At 59.3% G+C, this 12999-nt stretch carries 14 protein-coding genes and 1 tRNA gene; 9 read left to right on the top strand and 6 right to left on the bottom strand.

Annotation, left to right across the window (positions count from 1 at the left end; genetic code table 11):
* Positions 1-20 precede the first annotated feature (20 nt).
* From FXO12_RS14815 to FXO12_RS14790, 6 genes are all read right to left on the bottom strand, one after another.
* Complete coding sequence (locus FXO12_RS14815; protein WP_019817027.1) at positions 21-335, bottom strand: DNA-binding transcriptional regulator; 315 nt, start codon at positions 333-335, stop codon at positions 21-23.
* Positions 322-642: a transcriptional regulator gene (locus FXO12_RS14810; RefSeq protein ID WP_082631563.1), complete on the bottom strand. Its 321-nt coding sequence runs from the start codon at positions 640-642 to the stop codon at positions 322-324. The genes FXO12_RS14815 and FXO12_RS14810 overlap by 14 nt, the downstream gene beginning before the upstream one ends.
* Before the next feature lie 194 nt (positions 643-836).
* Complete coding sequence (gene ggt, locus FXO12_RS14805; protein WP_057977410.1) at positions 837-2666, bottom strand: gamma-glutamyltransferase; 1830 nt, start codon at positions 2664-2666, stop codon at positions 837-839.
* A 38-nt stretch (positions 2667-2704) separates the two neighbouring features.
* Positions 2705-3484, bottom strand: coding sequence for a PhzF family phenazine biosynthesis protein (locus tag FXO12_RS14800; RefSeq protein WP_054921791.1), 780 nt, complete (start codon positions 3482-3484; stop codon positions 2705-2707).
* Positions 3485-3612: 128 nt separating this feature from the next.
* Positions 3613-3689: transfer RNA gene (locus FXO12_RS14795), tRNA-Met, on the bottom strand.
* Positions 3690-3924: 235 nt separating this feature from the next.
* Positions 3925-4476, bottom strand: coding sequence for an RNA polymerase sigma factor (locus tag FXO12_RS14790; protein WP_054897146.1), 552 nt, complete (start codon positions 4474-4476; stop codon positions 3925-3927).
* A gap of 263 nt (positions 4477-4739) precedes the next feature.
* On the opposite strand from FXO12_RS14790, the gene FXO12_RS14785 reads away from it, so the two are divergent.
* The 9 genes from FXO12_RS14785 to sctS are packed head-to-tail and all read left to right on the top strand — an operon-like array spanning position 4740 to position 12990.
* Positions 4740-5795, top strand: a complete 1056-nt coding sequence (locus FXO12_RS14785; protein ID WP_057977408.1) for a TyeA family type III secretion system gatekeeper subunit — start codon at positions 4740-4742, stop codon at positions 5793-5795.
* A complete protein-coding gene (gene sctV / locus FXO12_RS14780) occupies positions 5792-7885 on the top strand; it encodes a type III secretion system export apparatus subunit SctV (RefSeq protein ID WP_054921797.1) in 2094 nt (697 codons plus the stop codon). The genes FXO12_RS14785 and sctV overlap by 4 nt, the downstream gene beginning before the upstream one ends.
* A 37-nt stretch (positions 7886-7922) precedes the next feature.
* Positions 7923-8828 (top strand): FHA domain-containing protein, encoded by a 906-nt coding sequence (locus FXO12_RS14775; protein ID WP_034128103.1) that lies wholly within the window; start codon positions 7923-7925, stop codon positions 8826-8828.
* Entirely contained in the window at positions 8825-10183 is a 1359-nt protein-coding gene (locus FXO12_RS14770; RefSeq protein WP_057977405.1) for a FliI/YscN family ATPase, read from the top strand. Before FXO12_RS14775 ends, FXO12_RS14770 begins: the two co-directional genes overlap by 4 nt.
* Positions 10170-10598: a YscO family type III secretion system apparatus protein gene (locus FXO12_RS14765; RefSeq protein WP_054921802.1), complete on the top strand. Its 429-nt coding sequence runs from the start codon at positions 10170-10172 to the stop codon at positions 10596-10598. The genes FXO12_RS14770 and FXO12_RS14765 overlap by 14 nt, the downstream gene beginning before the upstream one ends.
* On the top strand, positions 10595-11050 hold the full coding sequence (locus FXO12_RS14760) for a type III secretion system HrpP C-terminal domain-containing protein (protein ID WP_054897141.1): 456 nt from the start codon (positions 10595-10597) through the stop codon (positions 11048-11050). The genes FXO12_RS14765 and FXO12_RS14760 overlap by 4 nt, the downstream gene beginning before the upstream one ends.
* 2 nt (positions 11051-11052) lie before the next feature.
* Positions 11053-12066, top strand: a complete 1014-nt coding sequence (locus FXO12_RS14755; RefSeq protein WP_057977403.1) for a FliM/FliN family flagellar motor switch protein — start codon at positions 11053-11055, stop codon at positions 12064-12066.
* The gene (gene sctR / locus FXO12_RS14750; RefSeq protein WP_034128098.1) at positions 12063-12719 is read left to right on the top strand and encodes a type III secretion system export apparatus subunit SctR; all 657 of its coding nucleotides are present in this window, start codon (positions 12063-12065) and stop codon (positions 12717-12719) included. The genes FXO12_RS14755 and sctR overlap by 4 nt, the downstream gene beginning before the upstream one ends.
* A 7-nt stretch (positions 12720-12726) precedes the next feature.
* Positions 12727-12990, top strand: a complete 264-nt coding sequence (sctS, locus tag FXO12_RS14745; RefSeq protein WP_034128097.1) for a type III secretion system export apparatus subunit SctS — start codon at positions 12727-12729, stop codon at positions 12988-12990.
* The last annotated feature ends 9 nt before the right edge of the window (positions 12991-12999 follow it).

Genomic DNA, 12999 nt, shown 5'->3' with positions numbered 1-12999 from the left:
GGCCCGAAGCAGTAACGCGATCAGGCGTTACTGAGTACTTCGCGAAAAACGTCCGGCCTTATGGCCGCAATATGCAGTAGCGAACGTGCTGCTCCGGAAGGTGCGCGACGCCCTTGCTCCCATTCTTGAAGGGTTCTTACTGACACGCCCAGAAGCTCGGCAAATTTGGGTTGTGAGAGCCCTGTCTTGCTTCTTGCTTCGGCAGCCTGAGTGACCTCAACGTGCTGCACTGCACCGTAACGTCCCGCTTTGACATCCTGAATGGCTGTCAGTAGTTCTTCGCCTATATTGCGTTTGGCGTCACGTTCCTTCAGTTCTTTATCAGTGAGTGGCATGGTTCATTTCCTTTGCGATTTTGTACAGGACATGTGCCGGAATATTCTCCGTGGCGCTCTTGCCATAAATCAGTAGCGCAACCACTGCTCCGCACTCCAATTGTGTGGTGTAGATAACCCGCACTGATCCACTTTTACCCCGGCCCTCCAGGCTCCAGCGTATCTTTCGGCAACCTCCCGAGCGCGGGATGACATTTCCAGCATCAGGATGGCTGGCGAGAAACGCCATGAAGATACCTTTTTCATCTTCAGTCCAATAATCAGGCCATTGCCTGCTGAAGAGAGGGGATTCTATGAGAGTGAACACGCGTAATTCTACGTCTTTGACGTAGCCTCTGGCAAGAAAGGGCGGGCCAGAAAATCGCAGGTGAGAAGGGGCTGCTCAAGAAGGTTTCTTTCGCAAAAGATGACATGGCACTATGAGTTCTGGCGCTCTGCGTAGGATTTAAGGCGTAAGGTTGCAGCTCTTTTTTTAAAAGCCTGTACGAATAGATCAACACCTTAATCACCCAACGCCTCACCTTCACGCCGAGGATCAGCGCCACCACTGAGCGTCACCTTGCCCTGGGCATCCCGTGTGCGCACGATGGCCTGCACGCCGCTGGTCATCTCGATCTCGCTTAGGGCGTGGCCCTTGTCCTTGAGCACCTGTTTCAGCGCCGGGCTGAACAGCCCAGCTTCCAACTCGGTAGCACCATTGCGACTGCCGAAGTTAGGCAGGCTGATGGCCGCCTGCGGGTCGAGCTTCCAGTCGAGCATGGCCACCAGGGATTTACTCACGTACTCGATGATCTGCGAGCCGCCGGGGGAGCCGACGGTAGCCAGCAGTTCGCCTGTCTTGCGGTCGAACACCAGGGTCGGCGCCATGGCCGAGCGTGGGCGTTTACCCGGTTGTACGCGGTTGGCCACAGGCTGGCCGTTTTCTGCGGGGATGAACGAGAAGTCGGTCATCTGGTTGTTGAGCAAAAAGCCCTGGACCATCACGTGAGAGCCGAATGCCGCTTCAACCGTGGTGGTCATCGACACGGCGCCGCCCTGGTCGTCCACCGCCACTACCTGTGAGGTGGAGATGCGCAGCGGCGAGCGGTCTGGTGCGTACGCCACCTGAATACCGGCGGGTTGGCCGGGCTTGGCGATGCCCATGCTGCGCTCGCCGATCAGCGTGGCGCGTTGTGCCAGGTAACCTGGCGCGACGAGGCCGGCGACCGGGACGGGGGTGAAGTCTGCATCGGCCACGTACAGCGCGCGGTCGGCAAAGGCCAGGCGCCCGGCTTCGGCGAGCAGGTGCACGGCCTCGGGTGTCGGCTCAAGCCCGGCCGGCGAAACACTCTTGACCGGTGTCATGGGGGCGATGGCCAGGCGTGGGTCGCGGGTTTCCAGCGCCTGCAATGTCCCCAGGATCTGCGCCACGGCAATCCCGCCCGAGGACGGCGGTGGCATGCCGCAGACCTTCCATTGTTTGTAGTCGGTGCACAGCGGTGCGCGCTGCTTGGCGGTGTAGCCCTTGAGGTCGGCCTGGGACAGGCTGCCGGCATTGCGATGGCCCTGTACCTTGCGTGCGATTTCATCGGCAATCGGGCCTTGGTATAGCGCATCCGGCCCTTCCTTGGCGATGCGCTTGAACACCGCGGCCAGTGCCGGGTTTTTCAATCGTGTACCGGTGGCTTTTGGCGAGCCGTCGGCATTCAGGAAGTACGCCGCCATGTCGGGTGATTGCGCGATAAAGCGGTCAGCGGCGATCAAGCTATGCAAGCGTGGGGAAATGGCAAAGCCTTGCTCCGACAGACGAATTGCCGGCTCGAACAGCTTGGCCCATTGCAGGTGGCCGCTCTTTTTGTGCGCCATCTCCAGGGCGCGCAATACCCCAGGCGTGCCCACCGAGCGCCCGCCAATCTGCGCGTCTGTGAACGCCATCGGCGTACCGTCGGCCTTCAGGAACAGACGCTCTGTCGCCCCGGCCGGTGCTGTTTCGCGGCCGTCATAAGCCTGCACCTGTTGTCCATCCCACAGCATGATGAATGCACCGCCGCCGATGCCGGACGACTGCGGTTCCACCAGAGTCAATACCGCTTGCATGGCAATCGCCGCATCAATGGCTGAGCCGCCTTGACGCAGCATTTCACGCCCGGCTTCAGCGGCCAGTGGGTTGGCGGCGGCGGCCATATGGCGCTCGGCGTGGCGGGTGCTCAGGTCGGTGCGATAGCCCGAACCCAGCTCTGGCGCCGGAGGCTGTTCGTTGACGGGCGTGTGGCAGGCTGCGAGGGCCAGGGTTGCGGCGATGACTGTCAGGCTGCGGCGGGAAATCAAAAACACGCGCTGAACTCCGTTCATGTTGAGAAGGTGCTGTGGTCCTTGGGCTACTGCGTTTTTTACAGGTAAATCGTGCCTTGCATGTACAGCACGGCCTTGCCGGAAATAATCACCCGGTCACCCTGGAGTTCACAGCGCAACTGGCCCTTACGCTGGCCGCCTTGTTCGGCGCTCAATTGTGACTTGCCCAGGCGCTCGGCCCAGAACGGTGCCAGCGAGGTGTGCGCCGAGCCGGTAACCGGGTCTTCATTGACGCCCACATTCGGGCCGAACCAGCGCGAGACAAAATCAAACCGCGTGCTCTTGGCGGTCACCGCAATACCGCGTTTAGGCAGGCCTTTGAGTCGCGCAAAGTCCGGTGCGAGGGTCGCTACCTGCGCTTCATCTTCCACCAGCACAATATAGTCGTCGGTGCCAAACACCTCGGCGGTTTCAAGCCCCAGGGCACTCAACATGCCGTGGGGCGGCTCGCAGCGTTCGGGTTTCTTTGCCGGAAAATCCATCGCCAGCTCATCGCCGTTGCGCGTTACCCGCAACTCGCCGCTACGGGTGGCAAAGCGCAGAACCTGCGGGGCGTCCGCCAACTTGTGAATCAATACCCACGCGGCTGCCAACGTGGCATGGCCGCACAGGTCCACCTCAACTTCCGGCGTGAGCCAGCGCAACTCATAGAACTCGCCACGGGGTACAAAGAACGCGGTTTCCGAAAGATTATTCTCGGCCGCAATCTGCTGCAGTTGCTCGTCGGGCAGCCACTCGGTGAGCGGACACACTGCTGCCGGGTTGCCGCCGAAGGGATGGTGGCTGAAAGCGTCGACTTGGTAGATGTCCAGTTGCATCGGGGGCACTCCGTGTTCAGGGGAGGCTGGACACTAACAGTGGGGTAGGGGGGCGTCAAAATACAGTTAGGGAGTTTTTTGCGCGCATAAAAAAACGGCCTACCTTTCGGTAAGCCGTTTTTAGTACTTGGTGGCTACACAGGGACTTGAACCCCGGACCCCAGCATTATGAATGCTATGCTCTAACCAACTGAGCTATGTAGCCAAGTGGCGCGCATTATTCGCTTGGAACGGCAATGCGTCAAGCGTTTTTGTAGAATTTTTTTCTACGCTTTCAACTGTTTAAGCCAAAGCGCTGGTTTTGGCGACGGGCGGTGACGAATGCGTTGTGGATGAGGGGAGTGGAAGCGCTTGGCGTCTTCGAAGGTTTACTCGCAGGCCATGTCCGACAATGTTGGGCAGATATCCCTGTCGCCCAACACGTGACTGGCTAACTCAACTTACCGATGCAGTGGGGGGTGGGTGACGCGCTTGAGCTGTTCGCGGGCCCGTGACAAGCGCGAGCGCACGGTGCCGATAGGAATGTCCAGTACATCGGCGGTGTCCTGGTAACTGCCGTCGGTTTCCAGCGAGGCGTACAGTGTTCTGCGCATCTCGGTCGGCAAGTGGTCAATCGCACTCAGGGTATTTTCCAAGCGCCGGTTGACTTCGAACTCCCAGTCCAGGCTGTGGTTTTCTTCATGGCCATGCCACAGCGACTCGTCGAATTCGCAATGTGCAGGCTTGGCATACAGGCGCCGGAAGTGATTGCGGATCAGGTTCTGCGCGATGCCGCACATCCAGGTACTGAGTGTCGCGGTACCACTGAAACGTTCGCGATTGCGCCAGGCCTCCAGGTAAGTCAATTGCAAAAGATCATCCGCGTCTTCCGGGTTCAGGACCCGTTTGTGAATGAAACGGCGAAGTTTTTTCTGTTGATCGTCTGTCAGATGGAGCATGAATTGAGGCGAACTGCCACCAAGGTGAACGAGGGCTTCAATAGGGATATTCATGATTTTTCCTTAAGGTAGACGCAGTCGAAATAGTTTCGGCGGTTACCTCTTTTGCACTGCCTGTGCCAAAGGAGAATCATTGTGTAACCATATGATTTATATAAATAAATACGTTATGGTCGTGGTGGTTTTGTGCAGTAATTTGCAAAAGGCACCAGGGACCTGTGCGGGTTTTTTCATCTTGTTGGATGAGTGAGTTTCAGTGGAACCATCTGGGCGGGCCTGACCACATATGGACACTCTCTTCCTGTACTGGCCTGCCCATGAAAGTCGAATCTACCAACGAAGTGCCAATGATCCCGCGGGTGGAACTCCCCACCGCTAGCCCGGCCGCCAAACCTGAGCCAGGCCAAGGTGTCGATGATCTTTCTCTGCACTTCAGTCAGGAGGTGGAATCCAGCAGTCGTACGTTGGATAAGCGTGTAATTGACGTGCGTGTGCCTCCTGTCCAGGTGCTCGCGCAGCTCTATGAGCAGTTGGGGCATCCGGCCCAGGAAAGCTTTGCCGCGGTAGTACGTCGAATCAGGCAGAAATTACTCACGCAACCCAGCATCGATACATTGCTGGAGCTCACTGGCGGTGATCCGGCGCGCACCTTCGTGGTACTCAAGGCGGTGTGCGGGCAGGCCGAGGCCGACGTGCGCAACTCCGAAGCCGACCTGGCGCGGGATGCAATTGCCAAGCTGGAGATCCGCTTCAAAGGGGAGATCCAGGCGGGCCTGAATATTGCCATGGCCTTGCATAAGAAGAGTGGCGATCCAGAAGAGCTCCAGGCGCTGCGCGCGCTCTATTACGCCAGTGTGGTGACACGGCAATCCCTGGCGACCATGATGCACGCGCTGCTCGGCATCTACAGTGACGACCGTTTTGCACATGGGTTGAAAATGATGTCCAGCGCCCTGACGGCCGACATTGCCGCCCATGTGTCCTCCGTCCCTACGGCAATGTTGCGCACCTTGCTGACAGGACTGGGCAAATGTGGCGCATTGAGCGGGGTGTTATGCAGCTGTCGTGAGCTGATTCAGAACCTTGCAATCGAAATGCATGCGGTAAGCCTGCTGCGACGCATGCTGGGTTATGCAGACACCGGCATCGTGACAAATGAAGTCATGCGCCTGGCTGAAGATATGGGGGCCAGCACATCAAAACTCGTGTCTCTCAATGCGCTTTATAAGCTGTTTCAAAAGTTGCCCGAGGCCTTGTGGCCGGATAGCAAATCACGCCAAGAGGCGCTGCACAATTTTCTGCTGGTGATGGACGAGCTTGCTCGCCTCGAACGCATACGCCCTGGTTTTCCTAATTCGACTATCCTGGCGTGAGCGTGCTGTCCACCCTCAACGGTGTACTGCTCAAGGTGGCGCAGCGTGCCGAGGTCTTGGGCGCGGTGGTGATCATGGCCATTGTGTTCATTTTCATCGTGCCGCTGCCTACCTGGCTGGTGGACATTCTGATTGCGCTGAATATCTGTATTGCCTGCCTGTTGATCATGCTCGCGCTTTACTTGCCCGGGCCTTTGGCGTTCTCTTCCTTCCCGTCGATTTTGTTGCTGACCACCATGTTCCGCCTGGCGTTGTCGATCGCAACGACGCGCTTGATCCTGCTCGAACAGGACGCCGGCGATATCGTTGAGGCCTTCGGCAATTTCGTAGTGGGCGGCAACCTGGCTGTTGGGATGGTGATCTTTCTAATCCTGACCCTGGTCAACTTTCTGGTGATCACCAAGGGCTCTGAGCGGGTTGCCGAAGTGGCGGCGCGCTTCAGCCTGGACGCAATGCCGGGCAAGCAGATGTCCATCGACAGTGACTTGCGTGCCGGCTTGATTGACGGCGTGCAAGCGCGGGACAAGCGTGAGCAGTTGTCCCGCGAGAGTCAGCTGTTCGGGGCCATGGATGGTGCCATGAAATTCGTCAAGGGGGATGCCATCGCGGGGTTGATCATCGTTGTGGTCAACCTGTTGGGCGGCTTCTCCACAGGTATGTTCCAACATGGCTTGAGCGCCGCCGACTCAATGGCGCTGTATTCGGTGCTGACGATTGGCGATGGTCTGATTGCGCAGATACCGGCGCTGTTGATCTCTCTCACCGCCGGCATGATCATTACCCGCGTGGCACCGGAAGGGCGCAAGGGCATCACGAACATGGGCGCCGAGATCGCACGCCAGATGACCAGTGAGCCCAAGAGCTGGATGATCGCCTCGGTGGCCATGCTTGTGTTTGCGATCGTGCCTGGCATGCCGACCCTGGTGTTTATTCTGCTGGCGATGATGACCGGCGCCTTGGGTTATTACCTCGACCGTCGGCGCCGACGTGAAGCGCAGCCAGAAGCCGAAGCCGTCGAAGCCGTGCGGCCTGAAGAAAATGGCAAAGAGGATCTGCGCGGGTTTGATCCGTCCCGGCCCTATCTGCTGCAGTTTCCCTCGGCTTTGCGCGGCACGCCTGAGGTGACCGATCTTATTCACGGAATCCGTCAGGTTCGAAATTCCCTGGTTGCCAATATTGGCCTGACGTTGCCGCCGTTTGAAGTCGAGATCGATGACTCGCTGGACGATGATGAAATGCGCTTCTGCGTCCATGAGGTACCCATGGTCAAGGCGTCGGTGGTCCAGCACGTTGCCGTGGAGCGCAGCGCCCTGACGGTTGAGCCTGAGCATGGCGTACCGGGATTGGCCGAGCGCAATGAGCAGGATTGGCTCTGGCTGCCACCCGACGACCCACTGCTCAATGACGCGCAGTTGGAGCGCTTCACGGCGACGAGCCTGATCGTCGACCGCATGAAGAAGGCGATGATGCTCAGTGGGCCGCAGTTCCTGGGGATTCAAGAGAGCAAGTCGATCCTCAGTTGGCTTGAGAACAACCAACCCGAGCTGGTGCAGGAACTGCAACGCATCATGCCGATCTCGCGCTTTTCGGCGGTGCTGCAACGCCTGGCCAGCGAAGGGGTTCCGCTGCGCGCCGTGAGGTTGATTGTCGAATCGCTGATCGAATATGGCCAGCACGAACGCGAGCCGGAAGCACTGGCTGACTATGCGCGCATTGCCCTCAAGTCGCAGATCTACCACCAGTACAGCGAGGCCGATGGGCTGCATGCCTGGCTGTTGTCACCGCATACCGAAAACATCCTGCGCGAGGCGCTGCGCCAGACCCAGACCGGGGTGTTCTTTGCACTCGACGGCGATAATAGCGCTGCGCTGGTCAACCTGCTCAACCAGGCCTTCAGTGCACGGGCAAAAATAAAAAGTGTGTTGTTGGTGGCGCAAGACTTGCGCAGCCCCTTGCGCACCTTGTTGCTTGAGGAGTTCAACCATGTGCCGGTGTTGTCTTTCGCCGAGCTGGGAAGCACTTCCAAGGTCAAGGTGCTGGGGCGTTTTGACCTTGGCCAGGATGAGTTGATGCACGGGACATTGGCATGAACACAGCGCTACTTGCAGAGTACGGGGGGACGTACTGATGTTCGAACTCCGAGTGTTGGATGGTTTGCATCAAGGGGCCGCGCTGCCTCTGTTTGGTGAGCAGTGGAGCCTTGGCGCCAACGCGGACGCTGATCTCTTGCTGGATGATCCCGGTATCGCCGAGCACCACGCGCGCCTGCTATTGCTCGAAGGGCGCTGGTCGGTGCAGGCTGAAGCGGGGCTGCTGAAAAACGGCGATGGGCAAATGTTGGCGCAGATCGGCGATCTGGCACTCAACACGCCGTTTATGATTGGCCCCGTCAGCTTGTGTGTCTGCCCTGCCGATCATCCTTGGCGGCAGGCATCGGTGCTCAAGCCGCCCCGGCCGGCAACGGAGCCCTTGCCCCAGGCGCCATTGCCGCTGACGCTGTCTTCCATTCCCTTGTTGCAGCAAAAACGCTTGGTCAGCCTGGTTCTGCTATGCGCCGTGATCATCGCTGCGGTCGGCATTATCTTCAGCGGTGAGCGTGAGGCCCAGGCATCGCTGATGCCGGCGGTCATTCAGAAACCCGGGTTGGACTCACCCGCTGAGGTGCGTCAGCAACTCATGAAGATGCTCAACGAACGTGAATTGCTCCAGCGCGTCAGCTTGCAGATCGTCAATGGTCAGATTGCCCTCAATGGTGTTGTTTCCCAGGATGAAGTGGAACTGATTGCGCGCATGCTCGACCGTTTTGCCGAGCAATTCGACACTGTGGTGCCGGTGCTCAGTCGCGTACGGGTACGCGAAGGCAGGCTACCGTTCAAGATCTCGCAGATAGTGGGTGGCCCGAATGGCCACGTGGTGCTGGAGGAAGGAAGCCGCTTATTCGTGGGTGATGAAGTGGATGGCCTGCGCCTGGTTTTGATCGATAACAGCAAAGTGGTTTTTGACGGCGAGCAACGCTATGAGGTGGGCTGGTGAAGGGGGCGCTGCAGGAGCGTCTGGAGGCCTGGCAACTGAACCAGTCACAGGCGTTGAGCAGTTTCGCGCCGGTGACAATGCTCGGTCGTATCCAGCGCGTGAACGGCATGCTGCTGCAGTGCCGGTTGCCGCAGGCACGTATTGGTGACCTATGCAAAGTCGAAAAAGGGCCGGGCGACTACATGCTCGCCGAGATCATCGGGTTCGATCAGCGCGATGCGGTGCTCAGTGCCCTGGGCAACCTTGAAGGCGTGCGTGTAGGCGCCAGCGTCGAGCGGTTGGGGGTTCCGCATCAGGTCCGGGTCGGTGATGAGTTGTTGGGGCAGGTGCTGGATGGTTTTGGCCGCCCGATTGCGGGCGATGGTGTGAGCGCGTTCGTGGAAGCGGACACCCCTGGGGCGACCACAGTGTTATGCGAGGCGCCTCTTCCTACCGAACGGCCGCGGATCAACCGCGCACTGGCTACGGGGGTGCGCTCGATTGATGGCCTGATGACCCTGGGGGAGGGCCAGCGTGTCGGGCTGTTTGCCGGAGCCGGTTGTGGCAAGACCACCTTGTTGGCCGAAATCGCCCGTAACGTGGAGTGCGATGTGATCGTATTCGGTCTCATCGGGGAGCGGGGCCGGGAACTGCGCGAGTTTCTCGATCATGAACTGGATGAGCAGTTGCGTGCCAAGGCCGTGTTGGTGTGTGCAACCTCCGACCGCTCAAGCATGGAGCGCGCGCGTGCCGCGTTCACGGCAACTGCGCTGGCCGAAGGTTTCCGGCGCAAGGGCCAGCGGGTGCTGTTGCTGATCGACTCTCTGACCCGTTTTGCCAGGGCCCAACGTGAAATCGGCCTGGCTGCCGGTGAACCCTTGGGGCGCGGTGGTCTGCCGCCGTCGGTCTACAGTTTGCTGCCACGTCTGGTGGAGCGTGCCGGCTTGACCCGTGAAGGCGTGATCACGGCCATCTATACAGTGTTGATCGAACAGGACTCCATGAACGATCCGGTAGCGGATGAGGTGCGCTCTCTGCTCGACGGTCATATCGTCCTGTCGCGCAAGCTGGCCGAGCGCGGCCATTACCCGGCGGTCGATGTCCTGGCCAGCCTTTCGCGGATTCTAAGCAATGTTGCCGAGCCCGTGCATATCCGTGCCGGCACGGCGCTACGACGCTTGCTGTCGGCTTACCAGCAGATCGAGCTGATGCTCAAGTTGGGGGAGTATCAGCCCGGCAACGATGCACTCACCGACCTGGCTGTTGACAGTCGGCAGGCGGTAGATGGCTTTCTGCGCCAGGACTTGCGCGAACCTTCGCCGCTTGCCGCCACCATGGACCAATTGGCTGAGCTGACCGCCCATGTCCCATTCTGAAGTGTTACCGGCTGAAATCGATACCCTGCGACGTTTGCGCCGACACCGTGCAGACCGCGCCGAGCGTGCGCTGCGTGAGGCAAAAAGGGCGCAGCAAGCGCTGGTCGCGCATATCCGGGAGGCGCAGGAAATCCTCGAGCAAACCCGCCTGGAAGAGGCCCGGCAATGCGCGCAGCTGTTGAGTCAGCACCAGGGGCAGGTGGTGACGTTCAAGGCGCTGAAAAACTGGAGTGCCAAGGAGCGGCAATTATCGGCGGGTACCCGGCGTGAAGAAGGCCAATTGTTGCAACTCCAAGAGCAGCAGCAAGAGCGGGCTGCACGGGTCGGCCAGGCGCAGAAACACGTCACCTTGTGCTTGCGCCAGGTAGAAAAAATACAAGAGTTATCTGAGTTACTGAGGCAGGAGCCGATATGAAACAGGTTTCAGTTAGTCCGCCTGAACGTCAGCGTCCGCGCGAGTCTCGCGATGATCGTGCACCTGAATTCGGTACCCTGGTGCCTTGGGAGCAAGGGCGATTGTTCGCCCGGTTGTTTGACGATGGGGGCCAGGACAGCGGGGGGTATGGAGCGTCTCTGAACGGAATCAAAGCCTCGGGCGATGTCGCCATGATCGGGGCACTGACCGAGCAGTTGGCGCCGCGAATGCTCGTTGGTTCGCAATGGCCGTTGATGGCTGTTTTTCACCTGGGCCGCCTGGGGCGGATCAACGCCAGTATCCGCCGGGAGCAGGGGGGCTGGAACGTCGAGCTGCATGCAGAGCAAGACAATACGGTGCACTGGCTCAGTGGTGTACGCCAACAATGTGAGCAACGGTTGGCGCAGAGCCTGCGCCAGCCTGTCAGTTTGTATCTGGCAAAATCGACGTAGGCATGATGCTGCCACCTTTGATACTTCCCAGATTCAAAACCGATATTGCGGTTGCCCGGCAGCGCTTGGGGCAAGGGTTGTGTATGCCGTTCGAGGTCGCTGGGTCGAGTGGCGAGTTGAGAATGGAGCCTGGTACTGCTCCTGTGGGCATCCAGCCGCTCTGCTTCGAAACCGCCTGTGGCGTCTTGGCCTTCAGTGAGCCAGGACCACAGTTCAGCTTGATGGGTGAATGCCCCGTGACGCTCGAGCAGGCCGGGAATGATCCGGACGCCTGGTTCTGGGAGTTGTTCCAGCATCATCTGAGCCCTCAGGTGCAGGCGTTGTTTGGGTACCTGCGTTTGCTGCCAGGCGCTCGCCCCATGAACTTTGGTTGTCGACTCTGCGTGACGCTTGGGGCCTCTCGCGTGGCGGGCTATCTGTGGCTGTCTGTCGAGAGCTTTCTGGCGCTATGCAAGGCGGGGCCGTGGCGATCCAGGGCTGAGCCGATGCCGGCGCAGTTTCGGCTGGCGGTTGACGTAACGCTTGGGCACCTGCGGTTGTCCATGCACCAACTGCGCGGCTTGCGGGCTGGTGACGTGCTGGTGCTTGAGCGAGCCTTTTTCAGTGCGTCGGGAGCCGGCCACGTGCAGGTTGGCAAACAGCGCCTGGTGGGCTGGATCGACGCTGAGTCCGGGCCGATGCGCCTGACCCTTACTTCTATCGAGGATATGTTTGTGGATGAGGATTTTGCAACACAGCCCTACTCAGAGCATGAGGATGAAACAGCGGTGATGGATGTGTTCGGGCATGAACCATTCGACGAGCTGAGCATGGCGCTCAATGTACGGTGCGGTACGCTGAACCTGACCCTCGGCGAATTACGCAACCTTGCGCCCGGCGCGGTGTTGGGGGTTGCCGGCTATGCCCCCGGCACTGCCGGTCTCTATTACGGCGACCGCCCCCTCGGCCTGGGCCAGTTGGTTGAAGTGGACGGGCGGCTGGGGCTGCAGATGTCTCGCGTGATCTTTTCTCGATGAATAGTTTCCAGGGAATAGATCCGGTCGTCCTGGCAATATTTCTTGGGGCACTGTCGTTGATGCCCATGCTGTTGGTCGTCTGCACGGCGTTCCTGAAGATCGTGATTGTGCTGATGATCACCCGCAATGCCATCGGTGTGCAGCAGGTGCCTCCGGGCATGGCCATCAATGGTATTGCCCTGGCGGCAACCCTGTTCATCATGGCGCCTGTAGGCTATGAGATGGCCGAGATCGTCAAGGTGTCGCCCCTGGACCTGACCAGCGTAGGCGCACTCCAACAGACGGGAATGGAGGCGATCAAACCATTGCGCACCTTCATGCTGCGCAACAGTGACCCGGATATTCTTACCCACCTGTTGGAAAATGCCATGCGCATGTGGCCGGCGCAGATGGCGCAGGAGGTCCAACGTGAGGACCTGATCCTGCTGGCGCCGGCCTTTGTGCTGTCACAGTTGCAGGCGGGGTTCGAAATCGGCTTTCTGATCTATATCCCTTTCATCGTGATTGACCTGATCGTTTCCAATCTCCTCTTGGCTTTGGGTATGCAAATGGTCTCGCCCATGACCATTTCCCTGCCGCTCAAATTGCTCTTGTTCGTGATGGTCTCCGGGTGGTCGCGGTTGCTCGACAGCCTGTTCTTTTCCTATCTCTGAGTGACCTATGGAACCCATCGTACTGTTCAAGCAGGGCATGTTGCTGGTAGTCATGCTAACGGCGCCGCCGCTGATCGTGGCGGTGGTGGTGGGGGTCATGACCTCCCTGGTGCAGGCACTGATGCAGGTCCAGGACCAGACGTTGCCCTTCGGTATCAAGCTGGTGGCAGTGGGGATCACCCTGATCATGACCGGTCGCTGGATCGGTGTGGAGTTGATCCAGTTGATGAACTTGACCTTTGACATGATCGGTCGATCGGCCCTGCACTGAGGTCTGCCT

The sequence above is a fragment of the Pseudomonas sp. J380 genome (assembly GCF_009827115.1).
Taxonomy (GTDB): Bacteria; Pseudomonadota; Gammaproteobacteria; order Pseudomonadales; family Pseudomonadaceae; genus Aquipseudomonas; species Aquipseudomonas paracarnis.
Note: the sequence above shows the minus strand (reverse complement) of the source record. Positions and strands in the feature narration are given on the sequence as shown.